Genomic DNA, 14,904 nt, shown 5'->3' with positions numbered 1-14,904 from the left:
ATCATGGAGACTGTCCTTCTCGTACTCCTCGGAGCAGGCCTGATGCTCATTTTCGGATACCTCAGAACACGGTATTTCGGATTTCACGGCCAATCCCCTGCCGATTATGCCAACGCGCCGGGCGAGCCCTTCGATCTGCGCACCCATCTGAACGGGCCGATTGTCTGCGAAGGGGTGGTCTATGGGCCGACCGGGCGGGTAACCTCGCGGTTTGTCGGTGACTTCATGGCCGAATGGAATGGTAATCAGGGTGTCATGACGGAACGGTTTACCTATGATAACGGTGACGAAGTCTTGCGCGAATGGAAGCTGACGCTGGGCAATGATGGGAACATCCGTGCGCTGGCGGAGGATGTTGTCGGTGAAGGCCGGGGAGTTCAAAGCGGTCCGACCGTGCAACTGAAATACAGATACAAATTGCCAAAGGCACAGGGCGGTCACATTCTGGATACCACGGACTGGATGTACCTTGCACCGAACGGAACGATCGTGAACCGCAGTCAGTTCCGCAAATACGGAATCAAGGTGGCCGAATTGGTGGCCACGATGCGAAGAAAGGAAGCAGTGTGAGTGAATGGGCGGGCAAACGGTATTGGTTGGTCGGGGCTAGCGAAGGTCTTGGCGAGGCGTTGGCGCACAAGATGAGCGCGGCGGGCGTCGAGCTCGTCTTGTCGGCCCGAAGCGAAGACAAGCTTCACGATCTTGCCGAGGCGCTTCCTGGTCGTGCCAAAGTGGTGACGGTGGATGTATCCGACACGGAGTCGATCAAAGCCGCGTTCGCTGCCGCGGGCCAGATCGACGGTGTCGTTCAGCTTGCCGGAGTGTATTGGCCCTTCGGTGCGAAGAACTGGGACGCGGCACAGGCCACCATGATGGCCGATGTGAACTTCACCGGTGCAATGCGCCTGATGGGGGTCGTGGTTCCTGAATTCGTGCAACAGGACAGGGGGCACATCGTCCTGACAGGATCGCTTTCAGGCTTTCGGGGGCTGCCCGGTGCCGCAGCCTATACCGCGTCGAAGGCCGCCGTGATGACGCTTGCGGAATCGCTCTATGCCGACCTGCACAAGACCAATGTAAAGGTGCAACTGGTCAATCCCGGGTTTGTCCGGACCCGCCTGACAGACAAGAACGATTTCAACATGCCTTTCATCATGGAACCGGAACAGGCCGCTCAGCAAGTGTTCGAACATATGAACACCGAGTCCTTCAAGCGCAGCTTTCCCACCCTGTTTTCATGGGTGTTCCGGGGCAGCCAGTTCTTGCCGGACTGGCTCTATTACCGGCTATTTGCGTGAGATCAATGTCGCGCCTGCGCTTCGGATCCATTGTGAACGCAATGGACCCGGAGGAACGGCATGGAACATATCAGTGCAAACAAGGTGGCTGCAGTTATCGTCATGGCCCGCGAGCTGGATCGTGCCGAAGGTGAAATGCGCGGCTTTGTCGACAGGATGGACGAAGAGGAGCAGGCAGCTCTTGTCGCCATCATGTGGATCGGGCGCGGCGCGTTCGAGGTTGATGAATGGGACGAGGCGTTCCGGACCGCGATCAGTGAGGCGACCACTCCGACTGCGGACTACCTGATCGGCACGCCGCATCTGGCCGACAACCTCGAAGCGGGGCTGGATGCGCTGGGCATTTCAGCCATCGACGAGGAAAACAAGCTGATGTAGCCGGGTCCGAATTGCGCCCTCCTCTTACGTTTTGACAAGCCACGTCCGAGGTGCGCAAAGCGCTTCCCGAATGTGCGTGACGCGCGTCAGCGCAGGGCGCGACCCTTGAGGATCGCGTCGGGTCCGTATCTTTCGCGGATTGCGTCGGTGGCGCGTTCCGCCCTGGCGCGTTGCCTGCCGTCCGGGTCCAGCAGGTCGCCGGAGACATCCGCACCGTCTGCCGCGCTCAGATCGCTGATCCCGGCCCCGAGCAGCCGGTAGGGTCCCTGCTCTCCCACTTGATCGAACAGGGCCCGCGCCGTGCGATAAATGCGGTCGGCGATCTGGGTCGGATCGGCAAGCGAGGTGCGTTTCGTCACCAGTGTAAAATTCGATTTCTTGAGTTTGAGCGTCACCACGCGCCCGGCCAGACCCTTTGCCTTGGCCCGGTCCGCCACCTTTTCGCACATGCGCCACAAGTGGCCATCCAGCAGGTCCGGATCGTTTGTATCCTCGTGGAACGTGGACTCATTCGAGATCGACTTCATCGGCGCATGAGCAGACACGCGGCGCCGGTCCTGCCCGCGGGCAAGGTGCCACAACCGGTGACCCATGCTGCCGAAGCGGCGGGTCAGGTCGTCAAGTTCCCAGCGCAGCAGGTCGTCGAAGGTCCGGATCCCGGCGCGGTCCAGCGCCTCTTGCGTCGCCGTACCGACGCCCCAGATCATCCGGACGGACTTGGGCCGCAGGAAGGCCTCGGTCTCGGCCTTGCCGATCACTGAAAAGCCACGCGGTTTGTCGAGATCGGAGGCGATCTTGGCCAGGAACTTGTTGTGGCTCAGCCCGATGGAGCCGCTGATCCGCAATTCCTCGCGCATGCGCTTGACCAGCCGTGCCAGCATCACCGCCGGCGGATGGCCGTGCAGCCGCGCGGTGCCGGTCAGGTCGATGAATGCCTCGTCCAGTGACAGCGGCTCGATCGACGGGGTCAGCTCTTCCATCAATTGCCGAATGGCGCGCGAGGCCTCGACATAGGTCTCCATCCTTGGCTTCACGATTACTGCGTCGGGGCATAGCTTGAGCGCCTGGAACATCGGCATCGCCGACCGGACCCCCCGGATCCGCGCGACATAGCAGGCCGTCGACACCACGCCACGCCGGCCACCGCCGATGATCACTGGTTTGTCCGCGAGCTCTGGATTGTCGCGTTTTTCCACCGACGCATAGAACGCGTCGCAATCCATATGCGCGATGCTCAGGTCATAGAGCTCGGCATGGGCGATCACGCGCGGCGAGCGGCACGCCGGGCAACGCCGTCCAGCGTCGAATTCGGTCAGGCAATCGCGGCACAGGGCAGGCATGGCTGGGGTATCCGAACGAACAGCATCAGGGTACACCCGGCGGGCGGCAGACAAAAGAGTGGATCATCCGGATGCACGTGCGCAGGTCATGATAGTGTCCTGCTAAACGGGTCAGCGCGCCAGTGACACTGACTGACGTCAGGCGATTTCGTTCACGATGCCCTGCGCCGCCGCGCGCGGATTTTCCGCCTTCCAGACGGGGCGTCCAACCACGATGTGATCGGCGCCGTTTGCAATCGCGTTGGCCGGGGTCGCGACGCGCTTCTGGTCCCCCAGGTCGGTTCCGGCTGGTCGTACGCCGGGTGTCACGATCAACCGGCCCGCCGCTTCCGAAAGCGCCCGGATCGTCGCAGCCTCGTTGGGAGAGGCGATCACGCCGTCCGCCCCGGCATCAAACGCGCGGCCCGCGCGCTCTGTCACCAGATCGGGCACCGACCCGTCGCGGATCAGCGCGTCATCCAGATCGCTGCGTTCCAGCGATGTCAGGACAGTCACCGCGAGGATCTTCAGGGACGACCCCGAGGCCCCTTCCACGGCCGCCCGCACGACATGCGGATCGCCGTGCACAGTCAGGAAATCCAGATCGAACTGGGCCAAACCGCGCACGGCCGCTTCGACCGTTGCGCCAATGTCGAAAAGCTTCATGTCCAGGAATATGCGTTTGCCGTGATCCTGCTTGAGTTCATTGGCAAGCGCCAAGCCGCCCCCGGTGAGCATCCCCAGGCCGATCTTGTAGAATGACACCGTGTCGCCAAGCGTACCGGCCAATTCCAGACCGGCCAGCGCGTTTGGGACATCGAGCGCAACAATCAGACGGTCATCGGACATCTTGGTGTTCCCTCTGTCAAGGCTGCCCCGTCTTACAAGGGTGCGGCTTCAGGTCAAGGAACAACCTTCGGGCGCAGTGGTTGGATCCGTAGCAAAGGAGGTAGCCATGTCGGATTTCCCGAGAGACAGCCATGCCAAGAACCTCGCGCGTCCCGTGGCAATCCTCGCTTCGGTCGCTCTTCTTATCGCAACCGCCCTCTGGTATTCGGGCACCGGGCGCACGTTGGCGACCAACCCTTATACTGACGGAATGAGCCAGGCTCCGACCGGTGCCGGGAGCAATCCCGACGGGGCTGGCGCGGTCGTCGAAGAGGGCTTTCCCATCGAACGGGACGCTGGTGCCGTGATCGACGGCAGCGCCGATGCGACCGACCTCACGGGGATCACGCGTGCTGCGCCGGAAAACACGGTGGCGGACGACGACAACCGCGTTCTGGATCCGTCAGACGTGATTTCACGCGAGGACGGATCGATCAGCAATGAGACCGGAACCGTGCAGGCACAAGGAGGCTCCTGATGAAGCGGTATCTATTTGTTCTGATTCCCTTGGGCTTCGTCGCCCTTGTGGGCGCAATGCTGTGGCTCGGGCGGCCAACGGGGGGCCCCGTCGCGCCCGAGCCGCAGCAGATCGACACCGACCCGTTGGACACCGGCGTGGCCCCGGATACGGAACCGTCAGAGGTTGTGGACCCTGACACCGACAGCGCCGTGGTGCCGACACCTTCCGGCCCGGAATACAGGGACAACGAAACCATTCTCGAATAGCGTCTCGACAGTGGGCGCGGATCGGACATCTTGAACCTCGGCTGCCCTGTCCCCATTTCTTTGCAGGAAGGCCCTGTCAGGGACGTGCCGATCTCGGGCGTTTCAGAAAAAGGGGTGCTTAACAAAAGGAGAAAGCCATGAACTTGGAGAAGTTCACGGAACGGTCGCGCGGATTTATTCAGGCCGCTCAGACGATCGCAATGCGGGAAAGCCATCAGAAGCTTGCCCCGGAACACATCCTCAAGGCGCTGATGGACGACGAACAGGGGTTGGCGTCCAACCTCATCCAGCGTGCCGGCGGCGCGCCGGAGAGGGTTGTCCAGGCGCTAGACGGGAAGCTGGCCAAAGTGCCCAAAGTGTCGGGTGATACAGGGCAAGTGTATCTTGACTCCGCGTCCGGCAAGGTTCTGGACGAAGCCGAAAAGATTGCCAAGAAAGCCGGGGACAGCTTTGTTCCCGTCGAGCGGATTCTCATGGCGCTTGTCATGGTGAAAAGCCCGGCAAAAGAGGCGTTGGAAGCGGGGGCGGTCACAGCACAAGAGCTCAACTCCGCGATCAACGACATTCGCAAAGGGCGCACGGCGGACAGCGCCAGCGCAGAGGATCAGTACGAGGCGCTGAAGAAATTCACGCTCGACCTGACGGAGCGTGCGCGCGAGGGCAAGATCGACCCGATCATCGGTCGCGACGACGAGATTCGCCGCGCCATGCAGGTCTTGTCGCGCCGGACCAAGAACAACCCTGTGCTGATCGGTGAACCGGGTGTCGGGAAAACCGCGATTGCCGAAGGGCTGGCCCTTCGGATCATCGACGGAGACGTGCCTGAATCGTTGCGCAACAAGCGGCTTCTCGCGCTCGACATGGGCGCGCTCATCGCCGGTGCGAAATATCGCGGTGAATTCGAGGAACGGCTGAAGGGCATCTTGTCGGAAGTGACCTCCGCAGCAGGTGAAATCATCTTGTTCATCGATGAAATGCACACGCTGGTCGGCGCCGGCAAAGCCGATGGCGCGATGGATGCGTCGAACCTGCTCAAACCGGCGCTCGCACGCGGGGAACTGCACTGTGTCGGCGCCACCACGCTGGACGAGTATCGCAAACATGTGGAAAAGGATGCGGCACTGGCCCGCCGGTTCCAGCCTGTTGTGGTCCAGGAGCCAACGGTCGAAGACACGATCAGCATCCTGCGCGGCATCAAGGAAAAATACGAGTTGCACCACGGTGTTCGGATTTCGGACAGTGCCCTGGTTGCGGCGGCAACCTTGTCGCATCGCTACATCACGGACCGCTTTTTGCCGGACAAGGCAATCGACCTGATGGATGAAGCCGCCTCGCGTTTGCGGATGGAGGTGGATTCAAAACCAGAGGAGCTGGATGCGCTGGACCGCGATATTCTGCAAAAACAGATCGAGGTCGAGGCGCTGCGGCTTGAGGATGATCAAGCCTCCAAGGATCGACTGGAGAAGCTGGAAAGGGACTTGGCGGACCTGCAAGAGCAATCCTCCGAGATGACCGCGAAATGGCAGGCCGAACGGGACAAGCTCGCCTCTGCCCGTGATGTCAAGGAACAGCTGGATCGCGCCCGCGCCGAGCTTGAAATCGCCAAGCGCGAGGGCAACCTCGGCAAAGCTGGTGAGCTGTCTTACGGCGTGATCCCGCAGCTTGAGAAACAGCTGTCCGAGGCAGAAGAGCAGGATGACGACGTGATGGTCGAAGAGGCTGTCCGCCCCGAACAGATCGCTGGCGTCGTGGAGCGCTGGACGGGAGTCCCGACATCGAAAATGCTGGAAGGGGAACGCGAGAAGCTGCTCCGCATGGAAGAAGGTCTGCACAAGCGTGTCATCGGTCAGGACCAGGCTGTCAAAGCCATTGCCAACGCCGTGCGCCGCGCGCGTGCCGGGCTCAACGACGAGAACCGGCCGCTTGGGTCGTTCCTGTTTCTTGGACCGACCGGTGTGGGCAAGACCGAGCTGACCAAGGCGGTGGCGGAGTTTCTCTTTGATGATGACAACGCGATGGTGCGCATCGACATGTCGGAGTTCATGGAGAAGCATTCCGTGGCGCGCCTGATCGGGGCGCCCCCGGGCTATGTCGGCTATGACGAGGGCGGTGTCCTGACCGAAGCCGTGCGGCGGCGTCCGTACCAGGTGGTGTTGTTCGACGAGGTCGAAAAGGCGCATCCGGATGTGTTCAACGTTCTGCTCCAGGTTCTGGATGACGGGGTTCTGACCGATGGCCAGGGCCGCACGGTGGACTTCAAGCAGACGCTGATCGTGCTGACCTCAAACCTCGGATCGCAGGCGCTGTCGCAGTTGCCCGACAGGGCGGACCCGGTGCAGGCGAAACAGGACGTGATGGACGCGGTTCGGGCGCATTTCCGGCCCGAGTTCCTCAATCGTCTGGACGAGACCGTGATCTTCGACCGGCTCAAGCGCGAGGATATGCATGGCATCGTGGACATCCAGATGGCGCGGCTGCTGAAACGGCTGGCGGCACGCAAGATCGAGTTGCAGCTCGACGATGATGCGCGGAAATGGCTGGCCGATGAAGGCTATGATCCGGTCTTTGGCGCACGGCCCCTGAAACGGGTGATCCAGCGGGCGCTCCAGGATCCGATGGCAGAGATGCTGTTGGCCGGGGATATCTCGGACGGGGATCTCGTTCCGGTGTCAGTCGGGTCCGACGGGCTCATCATCGGGGATCGGGTGGCCGCTTCGAGCCGGCCGCGGCCGGATGATGCGGTCGTCCACTAGAATCGTTGTTCTTGTAGCGAGAGAAGGCGGGGGTTGCCCCGCCTTTTTTGCGTCCCACGCGTGGGACAGCGTGCCCGGCACGGAAAATCAATGGGTTATGGGGACTGGTTCAGAAAGTGTTAAGGATTTCCGTCGTGTCGGGCGATGACGTTTTGCAAAGCGCCTGGCGTGTGTCCTGCCGCGTTTGCCGAATCTTAGGATCTTTCCGGCTTTACTGGCCTTCAGGAGGACGCATCTTTGTTTGCCCGATACAAAATATTGATCTAGACAGGAACGACCCCACAACGAGAGGTGAGTCATGACTGCTGTGGACGATCTGCGCGATTTTCTTGGCGACGACCGTTTTGCCACTGTCATGGCCGATCCGCCCTGGCGGTTCCAGAACCGGACCGGCAAGGTGGCGCCCGAACATAAACGGCTGGCGCGCTATCCGACAATGACGCTGGCGGACATCTGCGCGCTGCCGGTGGCCGAGCATCTGGAGGACCGGGCGCATTGCTATCTCTGGGTGCCGAATGCGCTGTTGCCCGAAGGATTGCAGGTGCTGAACGCCTGGGGCTTCGAATACAAGTCGAACATCGTCTGGGAAAAAGTGCGCAAGGATGGCGGCCCGGACGGGCGCGGCGTCGGATTCTATTTCCGCAACGTGACCGAAATCCTGCTGTTCGGCGTGCGCGGCAAGGATGTGCGCACCCTGGGACCGGGGCGCAGCCAGGTGAACTATATCGAGGCCGATGAGCCTGACGGGGATGTGCTCAAGACGCGCAAGCGCGAACACAGCCGCAAACCGGATGAGCAATACACGATTATCGAGAATTGCTCCTGGGGGCCGTATCTGGAGCTTTTCGGGCGCGGTGTGCGCCCCGGTTGGACCGTTTGGGGCAACCAGGCAAGCGACGATTACAAACCCACGTGGAAAACCTACAAGCACAATTCCGGGGTCGCCGCGGAATAAACGCATCGGGTCCGTGTGACGTCGCCGCGTTATTCGGCGATGATCGAGGCGGGCAGGCCGATGAGCAGCAGCGGGCAGGGGTTGCCGACGCCGCGGTCGATCCGGTCTTCGAGCTTTTGCCAATGGGTGGTCGCCGCGCCGAACTTGTCGCTGACGAACTGTTTCGAGAACGCCTCGGCAAAGGGCGTTTGCTGATCGGTCAGCCGGTGCACCTTGTCGCGCTGGCGCGTCGTGCGGTCCTTCATGCCGAAACGTGACACCATGTCGGACTCGTCCAGGATACCGTGCTTTTCGATGCAGCGGCGAATGATCCCGCGCATCGTGTCCTGAAGGCTGGCGCCGCGCGTGATGAGGATGCCGACAGAGATCGCCGATTGGGCGTGCAGCCTCTGGAAATTTTCCAGATCGCGGTCGAAGAACGGATCTTTGTTGTTCCATTCGATTTCGAGCGCGATTGTCCCGGCTTCGGTACGGCGGACATGGTCGATCTCGTGGCTGTTGGACACGGTTTCGTGCCCGTCGACGATCAGGCGGAAATCGAAATTATGCTTGGGCCAATGTTCGGCATAAAGCCGTTTGCGCAGGCGCTGGGTCGAGGCCGCTTCGCCACCGCCGGATCCGATCAGTTCTTCCGCCGGAATCGACAGGTTGTGCAGCGCAGTTTCCAGCTCTCCGGCGATACGCGGGAAATCGGCCGAAAGAATCGCCGCCGCGTGATTGCGGGCGGCGATATCAAATCCCTTCTGGCGCAGGCTGTCGAACATGCAAGGACACTAGACGACGCAGGCGGGACTGCAAGCCGAGGGTGGGCAAACCCGCCCACCCGGCCCGGTTTATTGCGGGACAAACATCTGCTCGACGTAATCCATGACGTCGTCGATCAGGCCCGGCGATCGGGCATCGGGACCGGTGAAGCGCAGCACCCAGCCTGAACGGGTGAGTTCGCGGCGGATGGTCAGCCCGTGGCGCAATTCGACCATCCGCCGCGGAGCGCGCCGGGTGCCGGGGGCGGCGGTGCCGTGCTCGGGTGACAGCGCCTCGATCAGCACGGGCTCCAACGCGGCCCATTGCGAGGCAAGCGAGTTCGTCTGTGCGGCCGGAAGGGCGTGCAGCAGCAGATCCTCCCATCCCGCGCGCAGGGCCGAGGCAAGCTGTTCGATCCGGGCTGTGGACAAGGCTTCGGGCGTGGTGAAAAGACCGTCGAAGCTGTCGACCACGAGCATGATGCTGCGCAGCCTGCCGCGTTTCTGGCGCGAGAGCGCCGGGAAGAGCGCGTCTATGGCGGCGTCCGGCGTGTCGAAGATCCGATCGTGAAGGCAGGTCTGGAGCAGCGTGCCCTTTTCCCAAGGCGAGATCTGTGTGCGGATTTCGTTTTCCGTCACCATGACAGCGAGCGCATCGGCGACGCTCTCGGGGGCACGCACGAAGGCCGGGATGGTTTCGAATTCGAGCGCACGGAGCGCCGAAAGGCGGCGATGGCCCGAGATCAGCCCGTAGCGGCCGGGGCTGTCGGGGCGTGGCCAAAGCTCGATCGGTTGTCTGAGGCCGTGGCGCAGAATCGACATTTGCAGCTCGGCATCGGCCTGCGGGTCCTGGGCGACGCGGTCCCTTGGCAGCGCGTCGGCGTCGATATCGGTGAGGGTGATGGTCTGTACGTCATGTTGCATGGTCTGCCCTTTCCAACTGAGGCGGGCAGTATACGCGCAGTCCGGGAGGTGTTGCGCGGGACGCTGTGTTTGGATTTCGGAAAGGATTGCGGCGGGTAAAAAGGGCGGCCCGCGGGCCGCCCTGATCCGGGTCGTGATCTGCGGGATTACATGTCCGGCATGATCACGGCGTCGATCACGTGGATGACGCCGTTGGAGGTTTCGATATCGGCTGTGGTCACATTGGCACCGTCCACCATCACGCCGTCATCAAGGTCGATTGTCACGGTATCGCCCTGCACGGTTTCGGCTTGCATGTCGTCGGAGAGGTCGGTGGACATCACCTTGCCCGGTACGACGTGGTAGGTCAGGATCGACGTGAGCTGATCCTTGTTCTCGGGCATCAGCAGTTCCTCGACCGTGCCCTCGGGCAGGGCGGCAAACGCGTCGTCGGTCGGTGCGAAGACGGTGAAGGGGCCTTCGCTCTTGAGCGTCTCGACGAGACCTGCCGCGTCGACAGCGGCGACAAGCGTGGTGAAGGACCCTGCCTCGACGGCGGTGTCCACGATATCCTTGGAGTGGCCGCCGGCGAACGCGGTGCTGGCCATCATGGTGGCTGCGGTTGTCAGGGCGAGTGTTGTCTTACGAAACATGTTGGTCGTCCTTTCGAGAAGTTACGATGTGGTTTGCACATCCACCTCTGAAACGTGTCCGGGACGGGTTTGGATCTGCGGGGGTTTCCGCCGATGCCGCTTGACCATATCGGTGTGCGGGCTAAGCCCGTGGCTTTCGCGGAATCAAGTTAACTTGTTGTGATCTCCTGTCAGTCTTCCGTTATCGACGGGCGTCTTTTCAGGGCAAATTTTCCCTGTGGGCGTTTCGTGCGCTAGGCTTTCGTGGCAGGTGGTGCGGACAGTATTCGGGGGCCGTCTGCCGGTCCTGGCAAGGGTGAGGTGTTATGGACGTCGCGATGTATGCGTTGCAGTTCCTGGCGATTCTTCTGGTTGGGGTGATCGGGGTTGCCCTTTTGGTGGCGGTGGTTCTGGGCGTGGTCGACCGGACCCAGACCAGCGACGCGATCCGGCGCAACTATCCGGTCCTGGGGCGGTTCCGGGGGCTGTTTTCCATGCTCGGCGAGTTCTTCCGCCAGTATTTCTTCGCGATGGATCGAGAGGAATTGCCGTTCAACCGTGCCCAGCGGGAGTGGGTGAAGCGGTCCTCTGAAGGGCATGGCAGCATGGTTGCCTTCGGATCGACCCGCAACACGGCGATCGTGGGGACACCGCTGTTCGTGAACGCGGCGTTTCCACCGGTGGATGACCAGTTCGCCAGCTCCGGGCCCATGGTGATCGGGCCGGGCGCGCGCGTGCCTTATACGGCCACATCGTTCTTCAATATCTCGGGGATGAGCTATGGCGCGATTTCCAGGCCGGCGGTGCGGGCGTTGAGCCGCGGGGCCAAGCGGGCGGGTCTTTGGATGAACACCGGCGAAGGCGGCTTGTCCGACTACCACCTCGAGGGCGGCTGCGACATCGTCTTTCAGATCGGTACGGCGAAATACGGTGTGCGTGATGCGGCGGGGAACCTGGACGAAGACAAGCTGCGCGCCGTCGCGGCACATACCACCGTGCGCCTGTTCGAGATCAAGCTGAGCCAGGGCGCGAAGCCCGGAAAAGGCGGCATTCTGCCGGCGGACAAGGTCACGCCAGAAATCGCCCGTGTGCGCGGCATTCCGGTGGGCCGGGACAGCATCTCGCCCAACCGGCATGTCGAAGTGGACGCATGGAGCGACCTTCTGGACATGATCGACCGGGTGCGCGAGGTCACGGGCAAGCCGACCGGGATCAAGATGTGTGTCGGCTCCGAGCAGGGCGTGGCCGGGCTGTTCGACGCGATCCGCGATCGGGGAGAGGACTCGGCCCCGGATTTCATTACGCTGGACGGGGGCGAGGGAGGCACGGGGGCCGCACCGATGCCGCTGATCGACCTTGTGGGCATGAGTATCCGCGAAGCGCTGCCGATGGTGGCCAATCTGCGCAATGCCAGCGGTCTGCGCGGGCGCGTTCCGCTGGTGGCAAGCGGCAAGCTCGTCAATCCCGGTGACGTGGCCTGGGCGTTGGCGACCGGGGCGGATTTCGTGACCAATGCTCGGGGCTTCATGTTTTCGCTGGGCTGCATCCAGGCGCTCAAATGCAACCGGAACACCTGTCCCACCGGGATCACGACGCACAACCCGCGCTTTCAGGCAGGGCTGGTGGTCGAGGACAAGGAGTTGCGGGTGGCGGCCTATGCACAGGAGATCATCAAGGAGGTCGAAACCATCGCCCATTCGGTGGGCGTGGCGGAGCCGCGCCTGATGCGGCGCGACCACGTGCGGGTGGTCCAGCCGGATGGCCGCACGATCCTGATGTCGGACTTGTGGCCCGCATCGGACGCGGCATCGCGGCACACCTGAGAGGTCGCCGCGTCGCGCGCGCCAAAAACGACACCGGCAGCGGCGATCGGCCAAAACCCGCGAAAACCGATATTTGGCTTTTGAAATGCACGGTTAAACAGAGTAGCGATGCGTATCGAAGCATCGAAAAGAGAGAGGGCCGAAATGACATTGTCCGAAGCATTTCTATGGCCGGGAACCAAGGTGTGTGAACGTCTTGGTGTCGACCCGGAAGGCGAAGCGGCCTTGATCAGATGGATGGTCAATACCTTTGTCTATCTCGTCGTCAGCCTGATCATTGTCTTTCTCATAATGGCATAGGGTCGGGGGTCCGGGCGCTGCCTTGACGTGCAAGGGCATAGCCGAGGGGCGGGCGCGGTACCCCGTCCTTCCCCCGGTCCGACATCCGCCGAAGGTGAGGTCACCCGGGCTCACGGGATGTCGCGTGATGGCTGGACCCTGACGCCCGCGACGTGGACGCGTCTGACCCGTGACGCAACAAATATCACCGCGCCGATGGTCCCGATCCCACCACGCAGACGTGAGTCAAGTTTGTTTGGCCGTAACCGTATCTCCCGCTATATATTCCTGAGAACCAGAATGAGGATCTCATGGCGTATCGTTGGACCAACACCCTGACAGCCGAGGATGTCACACCGTATTCCACCTTTCTGAACCGGCGGCAGCTGATGGCAGGGATGGCTGCTGGTGGGATTGCCGGGGCGCTGCCGATGGCCGCCCGCGCGCAGGACGGGCTCGAACCGAACACATTCGAAGAAATCAGCAATTACTGCAATTATTACGAGTTTGGCACCGGCAAGGAAGATCCCCCGCGATACGCCGATGCGCTGACGATCGACCCGTGGACGGTGCGGATCGACGGCTTGGTGGACAAGCCCGGCGATTACAGCTTTGCCGACATCCTGAGCCAGATGACGCTTGAGGAGCGCATATACCGGTTCCGCTGTGTCGAGGCGTGGTCAATGGTTGTGCCCTGGAACGGGTTCGAGCTGGCCGATTTGCTGGATTGGGTCGGCGTTCAATCCGCCGCGAAATACGTCGCCTTTGAAACCGTGCTGCGGCCGGACGAAATGCCGGGGGTTTCGCGCCCGGTTCTGGAGTGGCCCTATGTCGAAGGCCTGCGGCTGGACGAGGCGATGCATCCGCTGACGATGGTGGCCACAGGTATCTATGGCCGGGACATCCCGAAACAGAACGGCGCACCGATGCGGTTGGTGGTGCCATGGAAATATGGCTTCAAGTCGATCAAATCGATCGTGCGGATGTCACTGGTCGAGGACGAACCGCCGGCAAGCTGGAATGTCGCCAACCCGCGCGAATACGGCTTTTACAGCAATGTGAACCCAAAGGTGGATCATCCCCGCTGGTCGCAGGCCACCGAACGCAGGCTTGGCGGCGGGCTGTTTGCCAAGCGAAAGCCGACGCTGATGTTCAATGGCTACGAGGACGAGGTGGCCAGCCTCTATGACGGCATGGACCTGCAGAAGTTCTTCTGAGTGGTTGACGCGCTGAACACCGCGCTGCGGCGTGTACCGCCCTGGACGCTTTATATCCTGGCCCCGCTGCCGGTGGCCTGGATCTATTATCTCGGTCTGACCGGGGGTCTTGGCGTCGATCCGGCGAAACGGATCGAACATCAGCTTGGCCTCTGGGCGCTGTGGCTGCTGATCGCGGGGCTTGCGGTGACACCGTTGCGGCGCTGGGCAGGCCTCAACCTTATGCGTTTCCGCCGCGCCATCGGGGTGATCACCTTCTTTTACCTGCTGGCGCATCTGCTGACATGGCTGGTGCTGGACGTGCAGTTCCAGAACGTCTGGGCCGATATCGTCAAGCGGTGGTACATCACGGTCGGTATGGCGGCGTTTGTCATGATGCTGCCATTGGCCGTGACCTCGAATGACTACAGCCTGCGCCGGCTGGGTACGCGGACATGGCGCAAGCTGCATTGGCTGATCTATCCTGCCGCCCTGCTTGGAGCGCTGCATTTCGTGCTGCTGGTCAAGGGGGTCCAATGGGAACCCGTTCTGTACGCGCTTGTCATCATCGGCCTTCTCATCAGCCGGATTCGCCCCGCGTCCCGGCCGGGATGGGGCCGTATCACGCAGGCCTGACCCGCACCTCTTGTAGCGGTCTTCGCATTTTGCACCAAATCTAGGCAAGCGCCGGCAAGAATTACGCCAACGCGCTCCTGAGGGGTCGAAAGTTGCGCCAAACGCATGATTTCACGAGGGAATCGAAAAGCTGAAAAAAGTGCAGATTGGGTGATTTTTTTGCTTGCGGAGTCTCTGCACTAACCGTAGAACCCCCTTCACCGGCGGCGCTGAGGTGGTTGTTGGTACGGTGGAAGGGACGACGGGCTTTGTGTCGGTTGGAACGGAAGGCGGATAATTCAGGGGTTTGTCAGGGCGGGCGCGCCGCGGTTAGGGCGCACTGGTCTGGTTTTGTTTCTGGGTTGCTCTTTGACATTGATAATATCTGAAGAGATA

At 61.8% G+C, this 14,904-nt stretch carries 16 protein-coding genes; 11 read left to right on the top strand and 5 right to left on the bottom strand.

The annotated features are described in order from the left end of the window. Nucleotides 1–3: 3 nt before the first annotated feature. Genes LCF59_RS05195 through LCF59_RS05185 form a run of 3 tightly spaced genes read left to right on the top strand, consistent with a single transcriptional unit; the run spans nt 4 to nt 1,676 of the window. Nucleotides 4–570, top strand: a complete 567-nt coding sequence (locus tag LCF59_RS05195) for a DUF3833 family protein (protein ID WP_292286291.1) — start codon at nt 4–6, stop codon at nt 568–570. Next, complete coding sequence (locus LCF59_RS05190) at nt 567–1,298, top strand: SDR family oxidoreductase (RefSeq protein ID WP_292286289.1); 732 nt, start codon at nt 567–569, stop codon at nt 1,296–1,298. The genes LCF59_RS05195 and LCF59_RS05190 overlap by 4 nt, the downstream gene beginning before the upstream one ends. Before the next feature lie 60 nt (nt 1,299–1,358). After that, nucleotides 1,359–1,676 (top strand): DUF3775 domain-containing protein, encoded by a 318-nt coding sequence (locus tag LCF59_RS05185; RefSeq protein ID WP_292286287.1) that lies wholly within the window; start codon nt 1,359–1,361, stop codon nt 1,674–1,676. A gap of 86 nt (nt 1,677–1,762) precedes the next feature. Here the strand turns inward: LCF59_RS05185 and LCF59_RS05180 are convergent, their stop codons facing one another. Both LCF59_RS05180 and pyrF read right to left on the bottom strand, forming a co-directional pair. Beyond that, nucleotides 1,763–3,016 (bottom strand): DNA polymerase IV, encoded by a 1,254-nt coding sequence (locus LCF59_RS05180; protein WP_292286285.1) that lies wholly within the window; start codon nt 3,014–3,016, stop codon nt 1,763–1,765. A gap of 138 nt (nt 3,017–3,154) precedes the next feature. Next, on the bottom strand, nt 3,155–3,844 hold the full coding sequence (gene pyrF / locus LCF59_RS05175) for an orotidine-5'-phosphate decarboxylase (RefSeq protein WP_292286284.1): 690 nt from the start codon (nt 3,842–3,844) through the stop codon (nt 3,155–3,157). A 106-nt stretch (nt 3,845–3,950) separates the two neighbouring features. On the opposite strand from pyrF, the gene LCF59_RS05170 reads away from it, so the two are divergent. From LCF59_RS05170 to LCF59_RS05155, 4 genes are all read left to right on the top strand, one after another. Next, on the top strand, nt 3,951–4,361 hold the full coding sequence (locus LCF59_RS05170; RefSeq protein WP_292286282.1) for a hypothetical protein: 411 nt from the start codon (nt 3,951–3,953) through the stop codon (nt 4,359–4,361). Further along, a complete protein-coding gene (locus LCF59_RS05165; protein ID WP_292286280.1) occupies nt 4,361–4,609 on the top strand; it encodes a hypothetical protein in 249 nt (82 codons plus the stop codon). Before LCF59_RS05170 ends, LCF59_RS05165 begins: the two co-directional genes overlap by 1 nt. A 137-nt stretch (nt 4,610–4,746) precedes the next feature. After that, nucleotides 4,747–7,362 (top strand): ATP-dependent chaperone ClpB, encoded by a 2,616-nt coding sequence (clpB, locus tag LCF59_RS05160; protein ID WP_292286278.1) that lies wholly within the window; start codon nt 4,747–4,749, stop codon nt 7,360–7,362. A gap of 298 nt (nt 7,363–7,660) precedes the next feature. After that, nucleotides 7,661–8,317, top strand: a complete 657-nt coding sequence (locus LCF59_RS05155) for an MT-A70 family methyltransferase (protein WP_292286276.1) — start codon at nt 7,661–7,663, stop codon at nt 8,315–8,317. Nucleotides 8,318–8,346: 29 nt separating this feature from the next. Here the strand turns inward: LCF59_RS05155 and LCF59_RS05150 are convergent, their stop codons facing one another. From LCF59_RS05150 to LCF59_RS05140, 3 genes are all read right to left on the bottom strand, one after another. Beyond that, the gene (locus LCF59_RS05150) at nt 8,347–9,081 is read right to left on the bottom strand and encodes a BglII/BstYI family type II restriction endonuclease (protein ID WP_292286274.1); all 735 of its coding nucleotides are present in this window, start codon (nt 9,079–9,081) and stop codon (nt 8,347–8,349) included. A gap of 69 nt (nt 9,082–9,150) precedes the next feature. Continuing rightward, nucleotides 9,151–9,984 carry a ParB N-terminal domain-containing protein gene (locus LCF59_RS05145; protein WP_292286272.1) on the bottom strand — a complete coding sequence of 278 codons (834 nt, stop codon included), beginning with the start codon at nt 9,982–9,984 and terminating at the stop codon, nt 9,151–9,153. Nucleotides 9,985–10,130: 146 nt separating this feature from the next. After that, the gene (locus LCF59_RS05140) at nt 10,131–10,616 is read right to left on the bottom strand and encodes a fasciclin domain-containing protein (RefSeq protein ID WP_292286270.1); all 486 of its coding nucleotides are present in this window, start codon (nt 10,614–10,616) and stop codon (nt 10,131–10,133) included. A gap of 305 nt (nt 10,617–10,921) precedes the next feature. Here LCF59_RS05140 and LCF59_RS05135 point away from each other — a divergent pair, with 305 nt between their 5' ends. The 4 genes from LCF59_RS05135 (at nt 10,922) to msrQ (ending at nt 14,529) form a co-directional block, all read left to right on the top strand. Beyond that, on the top strand, nt 10,922–12,418 hold the full coding sequence (locus LCF59_RS05135) for an FMN-binding glutamate synthase family protein (RefSeq protein WP_292286269.1): 1,497 nt from the start codon (nt 10,922–10,924) through the stop codon (nt 12,416–12,418). A gap of 144 nt (nt 12,419–12,562) precedes the next feature. Beyond that, nucleotides 12,563–12,718 carry a hypothetical protein gene (locus tag LCF59_RS05130; protein WP_292286266.1) on the top strand — a complete coding sequence of 52 codons (156 nt, stop codon included), beginning with the start codon at nt 12,563–12,565 and terminating at the stop codon, nt 12,716–12,718. 290 nt (nt 12,719–13,008) lie between these two features. Beyond that, complete coding sequence (msrP, locus tag LCF59_RS05125) at nt 13,009–13,914, top strand: protein-methionine-sulfoxide reductase catalytic subunit MsrP (RefSeq protein ID WP_292286264.1); 906 nt, start codon at nt 13,009–13,011, stop codon at nt 13,912–13,914. Beyond that, nucleotides 13,915–14,529, top strand: a complete 615-nt coding sequence (gene msrQ / locus LCF59_RS05120; RefSeq protein WP_292286263.1) for a protein-methionine-sulfoxide reductase heme-binding subunit MsrQ — start codon at nt 13,915–13,917, stop codon at nt 14,527–14,529. The last annotated feature ends 375 nt before the right edge of the window (nt 14,530–14,904 follow it).

Source organism: Marivita sp. (assembly GCF_020055675.1).
Classification (GTDB): domain Bacteria; phylum Pseudomonadota; class Alphaproteobacteria; order Rhodobacterales; family Rhodobacteraceae; genus Marivita.
This window is presented reverse-complemented; position numbering and strand designations above follow the sequence as displayed.

Excerpts from the sequence above, each read along its gene's own strand:
- LCF59_RS05195 (WP_292286291.1), top strand. The coding sequence starts at position 4 with ATGGAGACTGTCCTTCTCGTACTCCTCGGAGCAGGCCTGATGCTCATT.
- LCF59_RS05185 (WP_292286287.1), top strand. The coding sequence starts at position 1,359 with ATGGAACATATCAGTGCAAACAAGGTGGCTGCAGTTATCGTCATGGCC.
- LCF59_RS05180 (WP_292286285.1), bottom strand. The coding sequence starts at position 3,016 with ATGCCTGCCCTGTGCCGCGATTGCCTGACCGAATTCGACGCTGGACGG.
- pyrF (WP_292286284.1), bottom strand. The coding sequence starts at position 3,844 with ATGTCCGATGACCGTCTGATTGTTGCGCTCGATGTCCCAAACGCGCTG.
- LCF59_RS05170 (WP_292286282.1), top strand. The coding sequence starts at position 3,951 with ATGTCGGATTTCCCGAGAGACAGCCATGCCAAGAACCTCGCGCGTCCC.
- LCF59_RS05165 (WP_292286280.1), top strand. The coding sequence starts at position 4,361 with ATGAAGCGGTATCTATTTGTTCTGATTCCCTTGGGCTTCGTCGCCCTT.
- clpB (WP_292286278.1), top strand. The coding sequence starts at position 4,747 with ATGAACTTGGAGAAGTTCACGGAACGGTCGCGCGGATTTATTCAGGCC.
- LCF59_RS05155 (WP_292286276.1), top strand. The coding sequence starts at position 7,661 with ATGACTGCTGTGGACGATCTGCGCGATTTTCTTGGCGACGACCGTTTT.
- LCF59_RS05150 (WP_292286274.1), bottom strand. The coding sequence starts at position 9,081 with ATGTTCGACAGCCTGCGCCAGAAGGGATTTGATATCGCCGCCCGCAAT.
- LCF59_RS05145 (WP_292286272.1), bottom strand. The coding sequence starts at position 9,984 with ATGCAACATGACGTACAGACCATCACCCTCACCGATATCGACGCCGAC.
- LCF59_RS05140 (WP_292286270.1), bottom strand. The coding sequence starts at position 10,616 with ATGTTTCGTAAGACAACACTCGCCCTGACAACCGCAGCCACCATGATG.
- LCF59_RS05135 (WP_292286269.1), top strand. The coding sequence starts at position 10,922 with ATGGACGTCGCGATGTATGCGTTGCAGTTCCTGGCGATTCTTCTGGTT.
- LCF59_RS05130 (WP_292286266.1), top strand. The coding sequence starts at position 12,563 with ATGACATTGTCCGAAGCATTTCTATGGCCGGGAACCAAGGTGTGTGAA.
- msrP (WP_292286264.1), top strand. The coding sequence starts at position 13,009 with ATGGCGTATCGTTGGACCAACACCCTGACAGCCGAGGATGTCACACCG.